The 18,142-nt window shown below is 62.4% G+C and carries 18 protein-coding genes; 13 read left to right on the top strand and 5 right to left on the bottom strand.

Translation table 11 applies throughout. The features are described 5' to 3' along the window. Positions 1-177: 177 nt before the first annotated feature. From O4H53_RS07735 to O4H53_RS07720, 4 genes are all read right to left on the bottom strand, one after another. Entirely contained in the window at positions 178-1,368 is a 1,191-nt protein-coding gene (locus O4H53_RS07735) for a hypothetical protein (RefSeq protein ID WP_269362676.1), read from the bottom strand. Positions 1,369-1,674: 306 nt separating this feature from the next. Then, complete coding sequence (locus tag O4H53_RS07730; protein ID WP_269362675.1) at positions 1,675-2,784, bottom strand: SEL1-like repeat protein; 1,110 nt, start codon at positions 2,782-2,784, stop codon at positions 1,675-1,677. Positions 2,785-2,861: 77 nt separating this feature from the next. After that, the gene (locus O4H53_RS07725; RefSeq protein ID WP_269362673.1) at positions 2,862-4,454 is read right to left on the bottom strand and encodes an SEL1-like repeat protein; all 1,593 of its coding nucleotides are present in this window, start codon (positions 4,452-4,454) and stop codon (positions 2,862-2,864) included. Positions 4,455-4,592: 138 nt separating this feature from the next. After that, positions 4,593-5,363 carry a prepilin peptidase gene (locus O4H53_RS07720; RefSeq protein ID WP_269362672.1) on the bottom strand — a complete coding sequence of 257 codons (771 nt, stop codon included), beginning with the start codon at positions 5,361-5,363 and terminating at the stop codon, positions 4,593-4,595. Positions 5,364-5,455: 92 nt separating this feature from the next. On the opposite strand from O4H53_RS07720, the gene gspG reads away from it, so the two are divergent. From gspG to gspM, 7 genes are all read left to right on the top strand, one after another. Then, on the top strand, positions 5,456-5,929 hold the full coding sequence (gspG, locus tag O4H53_RS07715) for a type II secretion system major pseudopilin GspG (RefSeq protein WP_269362670.1): 474 nt from the start codon (positions 5,456-5,458) through the stop codon (positions 5,927-5,929). Next, positions 5,914-6,387: a type II secretion system protein gene (locus tag O4H53_RS07710; protein ID WP_269362668.1), complete on the top strand. Its 474-nt coding sequence runs from the start codon at positions 5,914-5,916 to the stop codon at positions 6,385-6,387. The genes gspG and O4H53_RS07710 overlap by 16 nt, the downstream gene beginning before the upstream one ends. Further along, positions 6,372-6,743, top strand: a complete 372-nt coding sequence (locus O4H53_RS07705; RefSeq protein WP_269362666.1) for a type IV pilus modification PilV family protein — start codon at positions 6,372-6,374, stop codon at positions 6,741-6,743. Before O4H53_RS07710 ends, O4H53_RS07705 begins: the two co-directional genes overlap by 16 nt. After that, positions 6,740-7,411 carry a type II secretion system protein GspJ gene (locus O4H53_RS07700; protein ID WP_269362664.1) on the top strand — a complete coding sequence of 224 codons (672 nt, stop codon included), beginning with the start codon at positions 6,740-6,742 and terminating at the stop codon, positions 7,409-7,411. Before O4H53_RS07705 ends, O4H53_RS07700 begins: the two co-directional genes overlap by 4 nt. After that, on the top strand, positions 7,408-8,322 hold the full coding sequence (gspK, locus tag O4H53_RS07695; protein ID WP_269362662.1) for a type II secretion system minor pseudopilin GspK: 915 nt from the start codon (positions 7,408-7,410) through the stop codon (positions 8,320-8,322). The genes O4H53_RS07700 and gspK overlap by 4 nt, the downstream gene beginning before the upstream one ends. 84 nt (positions 8,323-8,406) lie before the next feature. Continuing rightward, positions 8,407-9,588, top strand: coding sequence for a type II secretion system protein GspL (gene gspL / locus O4H53_RS07690; RefSeq protein ID WP_269362661.1), 1,182 nt, complete (start codon positions 8,407-8,409; stop codon positions 9,586-9,588). Continuing rightward, the gene (gene gspM, locus O4H53_RS07685) at positions 9,585-10,076 is read left to right on the top strand and encodes a type II secretion system protein GspM (protein WP_269362658.1); all 492 of its coding nucleotides are present in this window, start codon (positions 9,585-9,587) and stop codon (positions 10,074-10,076) included. Before gspL ends, gspM begins: the two co-directional genes overlap by 4 nt. 3 nt (positions 10,077-10,079) lie before the next feature. Here gspM and O4H53_RS07680 read toward each other — a convergent pair whose 3' ends face one another. Then, positions 10,080-10,598, bottom strand: coding sequence for a hypothetical protein (locus O4H53_RS07680; protein ID WP_269362656.1), 519 nt, complete (start codon positions 10,596-10,598; stop codon positions 10,080-10,082). A 121-nt stretch (positions 10,599-10,719) separates the two neighbouring features. Between O4H53_RS07680 and O4H53_RS07675 the strand changes: the two genes are divergently transcribed. From O4H53_RS07675 to O4H53_RS07650, 6 genes are all read left to right on the top strand, one after another. Next, entirely contained in the window at positions 10,720-11,196 is a 477-nt protein-coding gene (locus O4H53_RS07675; protein WP_269362654.1) for a type II secretion system protein N, read from the top strand. 153 nt (positions 11,197-11,349) lie between these two features. Further along, positions 11,350-13,329 (top strand): secretin N-terminal domain-containing protein, encoded by a 1,980-nt coding sequence (locus O4H53_RS07670; protein WP_269362652.1) that lies wholly within the window; start codon positions 11,350-11,352, stop codon positions 13,327-13,329. Further along, positions 13,322-14,806 carry a GspE/PulE family protein gene (locus tag O4H53_RS07665; RefSeq protein WP_269362650.1) on the top strand — a complete coding sequence of 495 codons (1,485 nt, stop codon included), beginning with the start codon at positions 13,322-13,324 and terminating at the stop codon, positions 14,804-14,806. Before O4H53_RS07670 ends, O4H53_RS07665 begins: the two co-directional genes overlap by 8 nt. Beyond that, on the top strand, positions 14,803-16,017 hold the full coding sequence (locus tag O4H53_RS07660; RefSeq protein WP_269362648.1) for a type II secretion system F family protein: 1,215 nt from the start codon (positions 14,803-14,805) through the stop codon (positions 16,015-16,017). The genes O4H53_RS07665 and O4H53_RS07660 overlap by 4 nt, the downstream gene beginning before the upstream one ends. Positions 16,018-16,180: 163 nt before the next feature. Continuing rightward, positions 16,181-16,891 (top strand): hypothetical protein, encoded by a 711-nt coding sequence (locus tag O4H53_RS07655; RefSeq protein ID WP_269362646.1) that lies wholly within the window; start codon positions 16,181-16,183, stop codon positions 16,889-16,891. Beyond that, entirely contained in the window at positions 16,888-18,135 is a 1,248-nt protein-coding gene (locus O4H53_RS07650; protein ID WP_269362644.1) for a glycosyltransferase family 4 protein, read from the top strand. Before O4H53_RS07655 ends, O4H53_RS07650 begins: the two co-directional genes overlap by 4 nt. Positions 18,136-18,142 lie beyond the last annotated feature (7 nt).

The following is an 18,142-nucleotide window of genomic DNA, read 5'->3' as shown; positions in this document are numbered from 1 at the left end:
TTGTGGTCAAACGACAGTCGGCGGTGAAAGGTGAAAACCTGGGTTGAACTGCGTTCTGGTCTGCCCGAACAGAGCTACCCCATTGAGATATCGACCTCAATGCGCACCAGCAGAAACGCAAACCGCCACCCCGTTACCGGAGCGGCGGCTTGTCTTTATCTTCGCGGTTCGCCCTGATCAGTTGGCGCTTTTCAGCGTTTCGACTTCCGCTTTCAGCTCTGAAATCAGCGCCTGCTGCTCAAGCGTGTAGAGGGTCAGTTCTTCGACCTTCTCCAGCAACTTCAGCTGCATGTCCACGACGTTGAAACGCAGTTCTGAATTGATCTTGTGCGCCGAAGGAACCCCCGGCAGGTGACCGTTTGCTTCGATGAACGCCTCGACTTCTGCCAGCGGCAAGAGCTTGTAATCGGGTTCGAAGACGTAATCCGGCACGTTCAGCGGTGTGCCGTTGACGATGATCTGACCTGTGACGATGACAGCGTCGGAATTGGCATTGTCACCGATCTTCAGCAGGTTGTTGTCCGCGCCTTCGTCCACCTTGATCGGTGTGTTGCCACCGACCACACCGATGTTCAGACGCCCGGAATCCGCCTGCGCGCGGAATTCCCATGTCCCCGCGACCGCACCAGCGGTTTCCAGTGCAAAGGACGCGTCATTGCCCGCGCCGTTGGCCTCGATCAAAAGGTTCGCAGGACCGCTGGACCGTTTCACATGCAAAGATGCTTCGGGGCTTGTGCCGGCGCTCATACCTACGTTTTCGTTGCCGGCAATATGGATGGACGATGTTGCAGCGCCGGGCGCGATGCGGAATGGCAATGTGCTCCCGTTGGAAACGTCACGAATGAAAAAGTTCGTCTCATTGCCGGCCACGTCCCAAGTTTGCGCCGCAAACCCGCTGGATGTGTCCTGCTCAAGACGCAGAGTCGGCGTGTTGCCACTCCTGGAATGCAGATCGACAACGGGCGTCGCAGTTCCGAAGCCCACCTTCCCCGAGCCGTTCACAAAGATCGAGTTCGAACGCGCACCGGACAGAATGGTGAACGGCGTTCTGCCACTGTCGATTTCATCGACGGAAAACTTGTTGGCGCCCCCGTTCGTGGAATCGTTGAAAGTCAGTTGCCAGTCCACGCTCGGGAAAGCGCCAACGGACGTATCCATCGCCTTGATCCGCAGATTGTTTTCCTTGAGCCGGATCGTGTCGGAACCGAAGGCCTCACCGTTGGCACAATCGAACCCCACGCAAAGCGACCGCGTAATGATCACGTCGTCGGCTTGAACGATATCCGCCATCGCCATGCCGGATGTCAGCAACAGGGCACCCGCGGCCAGCGCGGTGCTACCCCTTATTCTGGATACAGTAATAGACATGTTAATTTCCCTTCATAATATGCGGTCAATGCCGCGAAATCATTTGTCAGCAATGGTCGGCTGTCAGTTTCGGCCGCTTTGCGCATTGTTCGCATCGACCGTTTAAAAGAAAGAAATACAACTTCGCTAAATCGCACCGACCGCAGCTGCCTAGTTTAATAAAATATCAAACAAGGCCCGCCGCAGGCAAACATTATCTCAAAATCGTCTTGTTTCGAAGCATTTTGTTATGCTTTCAACCAATTGTCACTGATCCCCGAACAGTGGCGAAGTCAATCTTCTACTTAAGGTAGAAACTCGCGCAGGTCAGGGAATCACTTTGGCGCGTGCCTGAGCCTCGTTTATCTGCGCCGCTGTCATCTGCTTGATGTAGCCATCGCTCATGTTTTTTGCCTCTTCCACACCCCCCGCCGCCGCCCGCAGGATCCACATCTGTCCTAGCACGAAGTCCTGCGGCACCCCTTTCCCCTGAAAATAAAGGCTGCCGAGATTGGCCATGGCTGGCGCATATCCGGCTTCGGCGGCCGCACGGAACAGGGCGGCGGCCTGGAATTGATTTTGAAACGGCGCATCGGGCGATTGCAGCAAGACCCAACCCAGTTGGAACATCGCAACCGGGTCCCCGCCGGAGGCCCGGGATTGCACATCTTTCAGCACCTGCTCGGACAGATCCAGCGGTTTGAGCCGCGCATCATAGATCAAGGCAGATTGCTGTTCTGCGTCGGGTTCAGTCTGCCTTCCCCCGGCGCGGTACAGCGCCTTCGCCCGCTCTTCATCAAGCTCGACCCCATAACCATTCTCGTAAAGCACGCCCAGATTGGTCATCGCGGTTGGCAGCCCCAATTCGACTGCAGCGGTAAAATACTCTGCCGCGCGCGCATAATCCTGCGGCACGCCGGTGCCCCGCACGTAAAGAAGCCCCAGATTGTTCAACGCACGCCCGTTGCCCTGCGCCGCAGGACCCTCGTAAAGCTCAAGCGCACGAAGATAATCCTGCTCGACCCCACGCCCTTCCTGGTAGAGAACACCAAGGCTGACAGCGGCATCATCCAGGCCGGCGTCGGTGGCCTGCTGATAAAGCTGTGCCACCCGGCCCATATCGTCTCCGACCACTTCCAAGGCGCGCGCCAGATCATAGACATGATGCGGATCACCAGATGCCGCAGCGCTCTCGAAAAGGCGCAAGGCCTCTTCGACATCCTTGTCGCCGCCCAGCCCCTCGAAGCGGTAGCGCGCCAATTGGTTGCTGGCACCCGGATGCCCCTGCGCCGCAGCAAGCGCGAACCACCGCGCCGCCGCTGCATAATCCTCCGATGCGCCATCGCCCCTGTGGTAACGCATGCCCAGCGCGAATTGCGCTTCGGCCTGCCCGGCCTCTGCCGCCACTTCCAACTCGGCCAACGGTAGTTTGTCCATGGTCTGCGCCCAGACCGACCCGCCCGAACAAACCAGTGCCAAGGCAAGGATCGCGTGAAGTACCGGACGGAACGCCATCAGTCGCGCGCTGTCGGTTCGGAGGCACCGGGATCAGAGGTCCGGACCACCTGATCCGTCTGCGGGGCGCGCGCCCGCGCCGTGTCGAAATACGCGCGGGCCTCGGCCTGTGCCTCGGCGATCTGATCCGGCGTCATCAGGTCACCGACAACCGCCCTTGTCTCTGCCGCTTCCGGGTGTCCACTGGCGGCCGCGATGTTCAGCCACTTGTGCGCCGCGACATAATCCAGATCGACCCCGTCACCGGTTACATACAGGTTGCCCAACTGAAACTGGGCCGGAACGCTTCCCGCCATGGCGGCGCGCTGGATCAGGTCGACGCCTTCAGCCTTCTTGCCTTCCTTTTGCAGATAGAATTCTCCCAGGTTGACCTGCGCGATCCGCACCCCGGCATCCGCCTGGCCCAAGAGCCATGCCTCAGCCTCTGCATCGGCATTCTGGATCAGATCGGTCATGACCCAGGGGACCGCCTGATGCGGCGACATCAGACCGTCAAGCAGCCCGGCCTTGGCCATCTGCGAAATTGCCAGCGCGCCATTCAACTCGCCCTGCTGTGCCGCCTTGTCATAAAGCGCCACGGCCTTGGCCAGGTCCTGTTCCGTTCCTGTACCGTTTGCATAAAGCTGCCCGAGCGCAAAGGTGGATCGGCCCAGGTTCAGGTCCGACGCCTGTTCGAACCACCTGAGCGCCTTGTTGTAATCCTGCGGCAACAAACCACCGCTGACATAACCGATGCCAAGGTTGTGCATGGCCGACCGGTCGCCCGCCTCTGCCGCGGCACCAAGCCAGCGCAGGGCCTCTGCCGCGTCTGGTGTCACACCATCTGCGCCGACAAGATACTTGGTACCCAGTTCGCGCTGCGCCTGCGGCTGTCCATTCTCGGCGGCCCGACGAAACCAGTCCAGCGCCGCTTGTTTGTCCACGGGCACCCCGCCGCCATTGTCCAGCGCATTGGCCAGAAAATACTGTGCTTCAGGCAAACCGGCCCCGGCAGCTTCTTCCAGCCAGCGCAGCGCCTCCTGCGGGTTTGCTTGGGTGCCCTGCCCCCGGGAATAGGCTTTGCTCAGCTCGAATTGCGCGTGCATGTTGCCGCCCTCGCTTGCCGCGAGAAACCAGTCAAAGGCACGCCCGACATCCTGTTCCACCCCTTTGCCGGACAGCAAAAGCAACCCAAGGTAATATTGCGCCTCGGCATCGCCGCGTGTCGCGGCGTTCGACAACAGCTCCGCAGCGCGCTCCGCGTTCCCTTCGCCCTTGCTGCTGAGCAAGACACGCGCCAGCAGCGTGGCGGCATCCGCATTGTTCTGCGCGACCGCTTTCTCAAGCCAGCCGACGGCGCCCTGCACGTCTCTCGGCCCGCCTGTGCCCTCCAGCAGAACCCGCCCATAGCGATATTGCGCGAGGGCTGTGCCCTCCTGCTCGGCCAGGGTCTTGAGCCCCCTGCGGACAAAGACGAAATCGCCGCGTTGCCACGCCTGTTCGACCTCTGTCATGGTCGCGGGCGCGGCTGCTTCATCTGTCGCGCTGTCGGATGTGGCGCTGCTGTCCTGCGCAGCCAATGGTACAGCCAGTCCCGCAAGCAAAAGGGTCACCGAAAGAAGGCGGGTTGCGGAATTCTGAAATGAAATCATATGCTCGCTCGGATAAGGGGACAGGTGCCGCAGCAATGGTCCTGCAGGCGAAATTTCTAAATGCACCGCGACCATACCCGGCGCGAACGTGAAGTCAATTCACCAGACCATGGGCGCCAGCTGCGGTCCGGTCAGCCAGAGCAACGCCGCAGCGGCACAGAGGGCAGCGCCAAATGGCAGGGGGCGGTCGGCAGCAAGCGACTGTCTGTTCACCAACCTCTGTCCCAGCGCGACCACCAGGGCCGTGACCGCCGCAAGCAGAACCAGAAGCGGCAGGTCGTATGGCCCGCTAAAAGCCCCGAGCCCCACCATCAGCTTTACATCCCCCAGCCCCAGCCCTTCGCGCCGCCGCAACAGCCAATAGCCCCAGCGCAGGGCGGCGAAACTGCCCGCGCCCAGCGCCGCGCCCAGAGCGGCCTGTTCCAGACCCACACCCTGCGGTGCCAGCGCCATGGCAAAGGCCACCAGCGCCAGCGCTGCCGTCAGCGGATCGAACAGCCGAAACCACATCAGGTCTGCTGTTGCCAGCGCCGCAAGAAGCCACAGGAAAGCCGCCGACAAGACAACCTCCGTCGCGCCACCGCCGCGCAGGACAGCCAGAATACCAAAGCCAAGGCATATCAGTTCAAGATAGAGCAGCCAGGACGGTATCGCGGCACCACAGTTTTTGCACCGCCCGCGCTGAATCAGAAACGACAGGATCGGGACCATCTGCCAAGCCTTGAGCGCCGCACCGCAGCTGCGACACCCCGAGGCGCGCAGGACGGTATCCTCTCCGCGCGGCAGCCTGTCCACAAGCACGGCGAGGAAAGACCCGATTGCCGGGCCGAGCAGGATCAGCAGCAATAGCAACGGCTGCGCCCCTGTCATCCGACCGGCCGTCCCTTCAAATTTTGCAACATCGCATAGACAATCATATCGCCCCCCTCCTATCATGCGCTGAATTGAAAAGGACATATTTGATGAAACGTGCTGCTTCGCGCAGAAACATTGACCGGGCAGGAACACCATCCAGACGCGACGCAGGTTTTTCGCTGCTGGAACTGATGGTTGTGGTCGTCATCCTGTCAATTCTTGCTCTGGTGATTGTTCCCCGTGTCATTGACCGCCCCGATCAGGCCCGTGCCGCGCGTGCACAATCCGATATCGCTGCAATTTCCGGTGCGGTGAACCTCTACCGTCTGGACAATTTTCGCTATCCGACCACCGAACAGGGATTGGCCGCTCTGGTGAACCCGCCAACCACCGATCCGCAGCCGCCGAACTGGGCAACAAACGGCTACATGGAGCGGCTGCCCATCGACCCATGGGGCCAGCCCTATCAATACCTGCAACCGGGGGTCCACGGGGATTTCGACGTGTTCTCCTATGGTGCGGACGGGGTGTCAGGCGGCACCGGTCCGGATTCCGACATCGGATCATGGAACCAGAACTGAATTCCAATCCTGCGCCCGACCGGGGCTTTACCCTGATCGAATTGCTTGTTGTCATCTCGGTGCTTGCGGTGCTTTCGGTGGGGGCAACGCTGGCAGTATCCGGCCTCGGTACGGACAGCGCCGCATCGGATCGCGCCTGGTTCGAGACACAGTTTCGCGCCCTTCAGGACCTCGCGATGCAGGGACGCAACAGCAAGGGTCTGAACATCACGCCTGAAGGCCTCGGCTTTGCCCGCAGAACCGACCAGGGCTGGGACATCGGCGACCCGGTCCGCCGCTGGCAAAGTGATGTGACCATCGCCAATCTTCAGCCGCGGCCGGGGCTGGATGAACCCCAGATCATCCTGCTGGCGAACGGGCAGACAACCGCCTTCAACATCCTGTTTTCAGGGAGCCGTGGCGCATCGCGAAGCTGCCGGAGCGACGGATGGACGGGGCTGAAATGCGGCGGCGATTGAAGGGTGACAGGGGCCTGACCCTGATCGAACTGGCTGTCGCCGTGCTGGTCCTGGCAATCGGAAGCATCGCCGCCCTGCGCGCCGCCGATCAATCACGGCTGGCCATCGGCGGTGCCGCGGACCGGCTGCTGGCGCAGATCGTGGCCCGGAACCGGGCCGAGGAACTGCGCCTGCTCCCGCCCGAGGAGCGCGCCGCCCTGCCAACAGAAATCACCATGGGCGGCCAGACGATCAGCCTGGCCACAACCACCAAGACGACCGCCGCCGGACTGACCGAGACAACGGTGACGGCCCGGGCACAGCGCGGCGGCGGCGCGATTTTCGTGATCTACCTTCCGGTGGAGCCCGCATCATGACCAATCGGCGCCGTGATACCGGGATGACCCTGATCGAACTTGTGGTGGCCATGGCGATCTTTGCACTGGTTGCCGTCATGGGGCTTCAGGGGCTGTCCGGCATGCTGCACATCCGGGACCGGTTGACAGAACTGGATGACAGCACCTCGGAGCTGTCACGCGCAGTCGCCCTGATGCGCAACGATCTGACAGCGATCATGCCGATGCGATTCTTTCCCCCGGACAGCCCGTCGGCAGAAGCAGTCGGGCAAAGCACCGATGGGCGCGTTTTTTCCCTTTCGGTATCGGGGCAACCTGCCCTGGGCGCGCCGGCGTTGTCCGATCACCTGCAGCGCGTGGAATGGCGGCTGGCGCCCGAGGACGGCAGGCTTTTCCGGCGCGTCTGGACAACGCTCATCCCGGCAGACACCCAGGCCCTGCAGCCTGAAATCACGGTAATGGCCGGTGTCGAAGACCTGCGCATCCGCAGCTACTGGAGCGGCCTGGGCTGGGTCGAAGGGCCAACCAACCCGATGCTGCAGAACCGACCGGCCCCAAGCGCCGAAGAAGACGACGACCGGGTAGGTCCGGCTGCGGAAAACTACTCCGACTTCGTCCCGCTGGCGATCGAGGTTACACTGGTCACCACAACTTGGGGCGAGATCACCTTGATCGAGACACTGAAATGACCCGCCAGGCCGGTTTCGTGCTCGTGAATGCGCTGGTGATTGTTGCGGCCCTTGCCGGGGCGGCGGTGTTCCTGCTGACCCGGGCCGAAGGTGGTCGCGCGCGTTTGCAGGCCAGCCAGACCGCCGGACAACTCAGCTATTATCTGGATGCCTTCGATGCGCTGGCGATCACCATGCTGAATGCCGACCTGATGACCAGCAATCATGATGATGCCAATGAAGCCTGGGCAAAAACCGACATCGCCGTTCCGTTGGACCGGGGCCGCGTGGCCGGCCGGATTCTGGATCAGCAGGCATTGTTCAACCTCAACTGGCTGAATGACCCAACCCATGACGCGGCGCAGAGCGCTTTTGACAAGCTCCTGCAACGGGCCAGCCTGTCGCCCCGCGTCGGCGATCTGATCAGGGATTTCATTCAACCGGGCGGACCGGACAACAAACGCGCCTATGCCGCGCTGACCCCGGCCCGCGCCCCGATTGGCGGTGCCCTGCTGATGTTTGACCAGATCAGCGAGATTCCCGGTCTCAGACCACAGGAAACAGACCGCCTGCGCACCGTTGCGACCGCTCTGCCCGGCGGGCTTCCGGTGAACATCAACACCGCCTCCGTCGAGATGCTCGTGGACCTCATGCCGACACTGCCGCCCAGCACGTTGTACCAGATACTGAACACCCGCGACCGGACGCCTTTTCTGTCTGTAGATGGTTTCATCGACGCGCTGGAAGATCGTCTGGGCGAGCAGTTGCCGGAAGAATTTTCACCAGCACGCCTCACGGTGTCCTCGGAATGGTTCCGCACAGACATCGCTGCCGAACTGGATGGGCAACATGCAAGACGCATGACATTGCTTTACCGTCTCAACCGCCAGAGCGGGACACATGTGCGCCTCCGGGTCAGCCAATATGACTGACTTGGATGCCTGCCCATTGATCAATCCTCGCGGAGCCTGCATCGTGGCACCGCAGAAACGGGCGGGATACGACAGGTGACCGAAGTGGCCACATATGACGCGGGCAAGGACTTTGTCGCGCTGACCGGCGACGGCACTGCCCCCGGTGCCCAGCAGGTTGCGGTTGTCTGCGGCGCGGATGTTCCGGTCATCACTCTGGAACTCCCCCCTGGCCTGCGCGGGCAGGCCCGCGAGCAGGTCGCCCGCCGCCAATTGCAGGACCGCGCAGGGCTGACGGCGGAAACCACCGAGATCAGGCCCATCTACCCTCCGAAGCAGAGCGAGAAATGGTCGAAGGTCCTGATCGCGGACGCCGCCCTGTTGGCAGAGTGGAAGGCCATCGCCGGCCCACATTGCCGCGCTGTATTGCCCGACTACCTGTCCTTGCCGACCGCCTCCGGCATCTGGTCCATGGCGATGCGGAACGACATGCTGATGGTGCGCCTTGGACCTGACGAAGGATTCACCGCGCAACCTGATCTGGCAATGGTGATGCTGGAAATGCAGCTTGATCAGGCCAGGGACATCCTCCCCGGTGCCATATTGTGCCTTGGCACCGCACCGGACGGGCTGAAAGCACTTGCTGACAGCCACGACGTCCCACTCATCGCCTCCCCCGCAGAGGCCAAGGGCCTGGGGCTGGAAGTGCCTGCCGTTCTTACCCATGGCGAGATTGAATTCGATCTGCGGCGCGATCCGCAGATGGCGCGGACCAAATTACGTAAACAGGTCCTGCCCTGGCGCTGGCCGCTGCTTTTCGCGCTGATTGCCGCAGGCCTGTGGTCTGCCTCCCAGATCATCGAGACACGGCGGATCGAAACCCGAACCGCCCAACTGAACACCCAGACCCGTGAATTGGTACGCGACAAGTTCATCCCGACGGGGCCGCTGCTGGACATGCGCATTCAGGTTAGCCAGGTGCTGGCCGAGCGTCAGCTGCGCGCAGCGGGCTGGCAGGACAAGATAACGGCGCTGGACCTTTTTGCCACAGCCGCCGGCGTTCTCAGCACCCGTGGCGTGGAAACAGATCAGGTCAGCACCGTATCCGCAACAGAGGTTGCTCTGGATGTGACAATGCCCGATTTCGCCAGCGTCGACCAGCTTGCCAGCGACCTGCGCGCGGCCGGGCTGACGGTAACTGTCGTGCAATCGCGTGTCAGCGAAGGCTCTGCCGCCGTGCGCAGCGAAATCCGCCTGCGACCCCCCGGGACGGAGGCGGCAAAATGAGCGGACGGTTGATTGATTTTCTGCTTCAGCGGTCCGGGCGCGAAAGGATGTTGCTGGCCCTGCTCTTTGCTGTCGGCCTGCCCCTGCTTGTGATTTTTGCGGTTCTGCTGCCATTGAAGGACGGCAGGGATGCTGCGCTCGCGGAAAATGCCGAGGCCGTTGCGCTGAACATCTGGGTCCGGGACCGCGCTGCCGAACTGGACCAGATCGCCCAGGGCCCGGAACAGGCAGCGACCGCACCGATCGGATCAAGCGCCATAGAGGAAAGCCTGATCGCTGCCGGTCTGCGGCCCTTTGTCAGCGAGTTGGCGGTGGCGGACCAGGGCGTCGTCGAATTGCGGTTCGATCAGGTCAAATTCACCGCCTTGGCAGACTGGATGTCCGCCAACAGCCGCAGTTGGGGCTATGACATCTCGTCCTTCCGCTTCGAAACAACAGAGGAATCCGGCAAGGTCAGCGCCAGGCTGGCCCTGACCCCGGCCTCCTGAACCTTACCTCATCCCGCTGAGACGCGACTGGATGCTGGCCTTGCGGCCCGCCAGGCTGCCCAGGGGGTCCAGATCAGGGTTGGTCGCCAGCACTTCGGTCAGCGCCGCCGCTGCCTGCTCAAGGTAGGATTTTCCGGTCTCCCTGTCGCCTTTTGCCAGCGCCCTGAGGCCAAGTTCATGTATCGCGGTGGCCTGCACAGACAGGGCTGCCGCACGTCCGTCGCCATTTTGCGACTGCGCCAGCTTGCCCGCTTCCTGCGCGGCGGCATCGAAATCACCCGCGCGGAGATAGCCATGGGAAAGCTCCAGACGGATACGCGACTCGAACCCGCCTGCATCGGGAACAAGACGTTTGTAGACGCGGTTCGCCTTGGCAAAATCGCCGCCTTCCAAGGCGTTTCGCGCAGTAGAATACTCTGTTTCAAAGGACTTTTGACCAAGGCTGCCGTTCTCGGCACAGCTTGAGATCAGAAGGGCGCACAGAACAATCGTCCCGGCCCGGGCGTGTGTGTATACCTGCATTTGCCTGCTCTTTATTTATTGGTTTATTAAGTTTACCTTTACCACAGGACGGGATTTGCGTCTACAAATCCCGACCCGAACGCGCAGGAGCGGTGCAACAATGCGACTGATAGCTGCGATAATGACACTGATTGCCCTCGCCGCCTCGGGGCTGGCGGGTCAAAAGCTTCATGAAACGCTGAACACCCCTGGCGACGAAGTCACAGGCATCCGTGTCACGGATGGCGAGGTTGCCGAACCGCAACCACCGGCCCAGCCGCCAAGGCCAAGGCGCTGGCCCGCCGTGTTCGGAGAGCTTCAGCCCCCCAAACCGCCACCCGCTGCCGAACCGCAGCCACCCGCCCCGACGCCCGAACCTCAGCCGCCACGCCCCCCGCTGGACAGTCTCGGCTATGCCCTGAAAGGGGTTGTGCGCGTGGATCAGAAGATCTGGGCGATGGTGTCGCATCCCACCGGCGATCAACTGATGCGGGTGGGCGACACGCTCAGCAACGGGGCGACCGTCAAGCGCATCGACGAGCAGGGTGTGTGGGTCGACAACGGGGGTGATGATCTGGCGCTCCTCGGATTTGTCGAGGAAAAGCAACCGCCCGGCTGACATTGCCGCGCGACCGATTGGCCACATCCCGCGGGATTGCGCATGAAAGACGTGCATCGCTGTCGATTATGCGCTAGGATTCAAGCCAATACATGGCAAATCCCCGAATGCGGTCATCAAGAACCTGCACCGGGCTTGAGGCAGAGAGCGGTCATGAAACGTATTTTATCCCTGAGGGCGGCAATGCTGGCCCTTTCTATGGCATGTTGTCAGGCTCTCGCCTGGGTTGTGGTCACGGCCCCCCCGGCTGCTGCCCAGATTGAACTGGACCTGCGCGATGCGGATCTGCGCAGCTTTGTCGAGATCGTGTCAGAGGCAACCAACCGCAGCTTTGTGCTGGACCCCAATGTGCGCGGCACTGTCACGGTGCTGGCCCCCGATACGCTGACCCCGGCGGAACTCTACGACGTCTTCCTGAACGTTCTTGAACTGAACCGGCTGACCATCGTGCAGGGATCCAGCGTCGACCGGATCGTCCCGATGAACGTTGCGCGCGAATTGTCCTCCGGCCCGGCACGGACCGCACCCAAAGGCTTCGAGACCCGGGTGATCGAGGTCAACAATGTACCCCTGACAGAGATCATCGAAGTGATCCGCCCCCTGCTCCCCGCGGAGGCCGTGCTGTCCCCCGTTCCGGGGTCCAACCTGCTGATCCTGTCGGACAGGGGCCAGAACCACGCCCGGATCGAAGCCTTGATCCGCCGTCTGGACACCCCGCGCGAACGGCCCATCGAAATGGTACGCCTGCGCAATGCCGATGCCGCCGAGGTGCTGCAGGTGATCCAGTCCATGCAGATCGTTCCCGACGATGCGGCGGTCTCCATCGACCGGCGTTCCAATGCGCTGATCGTCTCCGGCTCTGACAGCCTGGTGCAGCAGGTCCGCACGCTTGCCTCGCGGCTGGACACGCAGAACGCCAATGTCGCCTCCCGCGCGGTCGAATTGAACTATGCCGATGCCACCCGTCTTGCGGATGTGGTGACCCGCGCCATCACCAACGAACAACGCGTCGAAACCGATGCGGCTGTCCGGATCATTGCGGAGACACAGACAAATACCCTGCTGATCACCGCCCCGCCCGAACAGATGGGCGACATCATCGAAATGGTACATTTCCTTGATCGCCGCCCCACCCAGGTGCTGGTCGAAGCGGTCATCTTTGAAATGTCGGTCATTGGCTTTGCCGACCTGTCCGCGCAATTCGGCGCAATCCTCAACGACGCGATCATCGGCGGCGTGGAGTTCACTCTGGACGGGCGTCCCAGCCTGACCAGCCTTGTGTCCTCCGTTCTGAACAACACCACAAACACCGTGCCGACCCCGGGCAACGGCGGCTACTTCGGCGTCGGCGCGCGCAATTCCAGCGGTGAGGGCATCGTCGGGCTGCTCGGCGCCATCGCCTCCACGAATTCGACCCGCCTTTTGTCCACCCCCTCGATCATGACCCTGAACAACCAGGAAGCCGAGATCGTGGTGGCGCAGAATGTACCGTTCGTGACCGGTTCCTTCGCCCAGGTTGGCGAAACCGCCCAGCCGGACAACCCGTTCCAGACCATCGAACGCCAGGATGTGGGCCTGACCCTCAAGGTGACACCGCAGATCAACGCGGACCGCACCGTGCGGATGGAGATCGAACAGGAAGTATCGAACCTGACCAACAGCAAGTCCTCAGCGGGGGGAGAGATCACGGCACGCCGGGCCCTGTCCACAACCGTTCTGGTGCGCGACGGCAATGTGATCATGTTGGGCGGGCTGCTGGAAAATGGCTCCGGGTCCGTGTCGCAACGGGTTCCAGGGCTCAGCAAATTGCCACTTGTCGGTGGTCTGTTCCGGGGCAAGAACGCCAACAAGAACCAGCGCGTGCTGCTGGTCATGTTGCGCCCGCGGGTGGTCAAGGATGACCATGAAGCCCGCAAGATCACCACAGCGATTGCCCGTGAGGCGAAAAACGCGACCCTTGCGCTGCAACCCCCCGATGATGGACAGTACCCGAAGACGCCCAGTGGCACCCTGCCCTTCGATGGCGTGGATTTGAACCAACCCTTTGACGCCGGATTTGTCGATGACTTTGCGCAAAACCGAAACTATCCCCCCCTCCCGACCCGGCTTCGGTTCAAAGGAGGACGTGACTGATCCGGCCCCGGCAGAGCGGCGTTTGCCGTTCGTCTTTGCCCGCGATCAGCAGGTGATACTGGATGGTTCGGATATCATCCTGGGACCGGCCGCCACCCAGACAGGCCTGCGCGAGGCGCAGCGGCGCGCGGCAAGGCAGGGGCCGCTGACCCTTGTCACCCAGGATGCAGCAGGTTTCGAAACAACGCTGGCACGGGTCTATCAATCCAAGGACGACAGCACCGACACGCAGAACACGTTGTCCTTTGACCTGGAAGACACCGGCGGCGGTGGTCAGGGCCCGGCCCGCCAGCGCGATCTTCTGGAAGATTCCGGCGATGCTCCGGTCATTCAACTGGTGAATCAACTGCTGCGCCGCGCCGTGACGGCGGGTGCGTCGGACCTGCACATCGAGCCCTATGAAGGCGGCCTGCGGGCGCGGATGCGCGTTGATGGCTTTCTCAAGACGGTGATGGACCGCTCTGACGTGCCCGTAAAGCGGGTGGTGTCGCGGCTCAAGGTCATGGCCGGTCTCGACATCGCGGAAACGCGGCTGCCGCAGGACGGGCGCATCCCCCTGTCCTTGGGCGGGCGGCAGATCGACACACGCGTCAGCTCGCTTCCCGGCAACTACGGCGAACGGATCGTTCTGCGGATTCTGGACCGCTCTGCCGGGCTCATGGAATTGTCCGACCTGGGTCTCAGCAAGGATCAGGTCACGCTGCTGCACCGGCTGGCGGCGCTGCCGAACGGCGTGATCCTCGCCACCGGGCCGACAGGTGCGGGCAAGACGACCACACTCTACTCCCTGCTGAAGCTGGCCAACCGGGACGAGCGCAATATCGTCACTGTCGAGGATCCCATCGAATACGATCTTCCCGGCATCTCCCAGTCCCAGATCAACGCCGAGATCGGGATGACCTTTGCCAACGGGCTGCGCGCCACCCTGCGGCAGGATCCGGATGTGATCCTCGTGGGGGAGATCCGCGACGGCGAAACCTCCAGCGTGGCCGCACAGGCCGCACTGACCGGGCACCTCGTGTTTTCCTCCCTGCACGCCAACGGATCGGTGGGCGCGGTGGTGCGCCTGCGCGACCTGGGGCTGGACGACTTCCTGATCGCGGCCACGCTGCGCGGCGTGATTGCCCAGCGGCTGCTGCGCCGCCTGTGCAGCGCCTGCCGCCGCCCCCATGCACCAAGCGAGGCCGAGGCCGAACATTTCAACCGACATGGCCTGCGGGTTCCCGAAACCATTTACGCCGCAGAAGGCTGCACAGCCTGCGGCAATTCCGGTTATGCGGGCCGGGTCGGTATCTTCGAGATGATCGAAGTGGGTGAAGCCCTGCGTGCGGCCATTGATGCCGGCGCCAGCGAAGCCGAGATGCGCAGGCTGGCACTGACCGGGCGGGAAACCTTGATCGGACAGGGCCTGATCGAAGTCGCGGCGGGACGGACCAGCATCGCCGAGACCCTCCGCGTGGTCGGGGACGTCGCGTGAGAGCTTACGCCTATGTTGCGTACACCAAAGCGGGAAAGCGCAAATCCGGCACGGTGATCGCCGATACCGAAGCCCATGCCGCTGCCCAGCTTGCCGAGAAGGGACTTTTCGTCTCTGAGCTGAATGAACGGCGCAACAGGACGACATCGGGGCTTTTTTCCGGCCAGAGACGCACCACCCTGAGCCCTGACCTTCAAGCGGTGTTCACCCGGCAAATGGCTGTGCTGCTGGGTGCCGAACTGCCGGTGGACGAAGCATTGGAAGCGGTCCGGCAAGGCGGACACCCCAGCCTTGATGCGGTGGCCGCGCGGGCGCGCGCGGATCTGATGGATGGCTCTACCCTGTCGGATGCATTGCGACGGACGCAGGCGGGCTTTGCCCCCTATTATGTCGCATCCGTCCGGGCCGGTGAGACGGCCGGCAACCTCGCCGGTGTGTTCAACGAACTTGCCGATCACCTTGAAAACCAGGGGGTGGACAAGGCACAGATCTCGACCGCGCTGATCTATCCTGCATTTGTCGCCGCTGTCGCCCTGCTGGTCTGTGCGATCCTCATGGTCAACGTCGCACCTGAAATCGTGGCGATGTACGAGCTGTCCGACCAGCCGCTGCCCTCCATCACGCAGGTGGTGCTGGGCATCAGCAACTGGATACAGGCCAATTTCACCATTCTGCTGATCGGCCTGGCCTGCCTTGTCGCTTTCGGCTTTGCCTCCGGGCGTGTGCCTGCCATCCGTGCCCAGCGCGACAAGCTGTTCTTGCGCCTGCCATTGGTGGGCCGTTTCATGCGCCTGTCCGCCGCCGTGCAATATCTGCGCACGCTGGCGCTGGTTCTCAGCAGCAGGAACACCGTGCCTGTCGCCATCCAGAACGCTTCCGAAGTCTTGGATGTGGCCCGGTTCCAGCAGGAAGCCGCGCAGGTTTCGCTGGCGATCTCGCGGGGCGAGACGATGTCGCAGGCGCTGCGCGCGCTGACGATCATCCCGCCCGTCGCAAGACAACTCATCCAGGCGGGGGAGGCCTCTGTCAGGCTGGCCAGCATGACAGAACGCAGCGCGGTGCTGGTCGAGAACGGCCTTTCCACCGAACGCAAACGCATTGCCGCATTGCTTGAACCGGCCTTGATGATGCTGGTGGGCGCAATGGTGCTGGTCATTGTCCTTGCCGTGCTGCTGCCGATCTTCGACCTGCAGGCCGTTGTGGCGGGCTGAGCCCCGGTTCCGGCGCGGGTCCTGCACTTGCGGTAACGCCCGCCCAGCTGATCGAATGCCCATGCGTGAAACACGCGCGGCAAAAGAATTTCACTGAATTGCCGATTCGACTGTATAATCTTCTGGTTTGATCCACTTGATTTCCACGTCGGAGCTTTTCTGAATGCGCCAAGCAACTGGCAAATCTGCACCAATTTGCAATTTCCCTGCTGCCGACCCGTCAGATGCACCCGATTGGCTGCCCCTGCCTCCGCCGCCCTCGCACCGTTGGCCGGAGACGCAATTCAACCAGGCTTATCAGGACTTCCTGGATGCACATGTCGCCTACTGGGGCAGCGAGGAATGCGTTGTTCTGCCCAAATTCGCGGGAAATGCCCTGCGGACCGTGGCCAACTGGCGACGCGGCTGCCGCGCCGTCGATGTGATCATGCCCATGGGCACCCCGGTTGCCAGTTTCATGGACCGGCGCGGACGGCCCAGTGATCGCTGGGATGGCGGCGAAGGTCTGGGGATCACCGGCAATCACACCACCCATTCCGGTGTGCTGGCGGGCTACCTCCTGGACGCCTACGGATCGGTCATCGGTCTGAAGCTTTGGGAAATCTACCCCGGCGCCGGTCGGGTGCGTCGGCGGATCTATCCGGTGGACGACAGCCGCTTTGGCACTGCGAATGCGCGGGCCTACCATGCGGTATTCGATATCGACCAGGCACCGCTTGGCGGCCCGGATAATCCGTATTATCGCCTTTGGCTGGCAAAACGTCAGACGCCTCCGGTCCGGTCAGGCTGGGCCGCACACACGCCAGCCGCAGCCGGGCGTTGCGCAACGCCCCTGCTGCGTGTCCAACCCTTGCGTCTGGGCCCCAAGGCGTGACCGGCAGCCCCAGCTTCCTGCGCCGCCTGCTGCGACGGTCCGCCAGTGCTTTGGATAGTCCCGATACCGTTCAGCCAGCCCCGCAACGCATTCTGATCACGCAGCGGGAGCTGAAGAACTACGGCGGCTCGGAGTTCTTCGCCATCGAGGTCGCGCGCGCCCTCAAGAACCGGGGGCGCGAGGTTGCCATCTATTGCCCTGCCCCCGGAAAACTGGCCAATATCGTCACGCCCAGCGGTATCCCGGTGTGCGAAACACCTGCTGAGGTGCCCTTCACACCTGATGTGATCCACGGTCAGCATCATTTGCCAACCATGGCGGCGCTCGCGCATTTCCCGGACACGCCCGCGATTTACTGCTGGCACGGCACAAGGCCCTGGGTCGAACGCCCCCCCGTCCATCCCCGCATCCGCTTTCATGTGGTCACATCGGAGCGGATGGCGCCCCGGCTGGCCACCGAAACCACCATCCCCGAAGACCGTATCATCACGATCCCCAATTTCGTCGATCTGGAGCGTTTCTCCCGGGTGCGCAAGACCATCGCCAGACCGGCACGCGCTGTTCTTTATGGCCAGTCAGGGTTCTACCCCGCAGAGCTGGAGCTGCTTGAAACGGCCTGCGCGGATCATGGCATCGCGCTGGACAAGGTTGGCTATGCATATGGCAACCCCCGCCCCCGCCCGGAGTATTTCCTGCCCGACTACGACATCGCATTTGCCATCGGACGCTCGGCCATTGAAGCGGCGGCCAGCGGATGCGCGGTGATCCCGGTTGTGCCGCAACTTGCCGGGGCAATTGTGGTTCCGGACACGCTCGACGATTGGGCCGCTTCCAATTTCAGCCCGCGTTACTTTACCTCGGCCAGCGTCATGGACAGCGATTGGCTGGGCCGGCAACTGGCGGACTTCGACCAGGAAAAGGTACGCCAGGTCACCCATGCGATCCGCGATCGCTTCTCCATTGGTCCCGCAATCACTGCATTCGAAAGCCTGTATCTGCGGGCGGGTTCAACCGGCCCGGCACAGGGAAGCGGGTCTGAATTCGGGCTCTACCTGACCACCATGGCCCATGAAATAGATGCCATGTGGGGCGATCTGGAGTGCCGCAAGGTAGATGAGCCCACAATCCAGGCCCGCATTGCCGCACTGGAAGCGGCGCTGGCCGACGCAGAGAACCGCACGCGCGCCCTGACGGACAAATTGCTCGAACAGGCGCCGGCACCATCCGGTTCGGAAAATTCATGAGATGCCC

The organism is Sulfitobacter sp. G21635-S1 (assembly GCF_027213915.1).
GTDB lineage: Bacteria > Pseudomonadota > Alphaproteobacteria > Rhodobacterales > Rhodobacteraceae > Sulfitobacter.
Note: the sequence above shows the minus strand (reverse complement) of the source record. Positions and strands in the feature narration are given on the sequence as shown.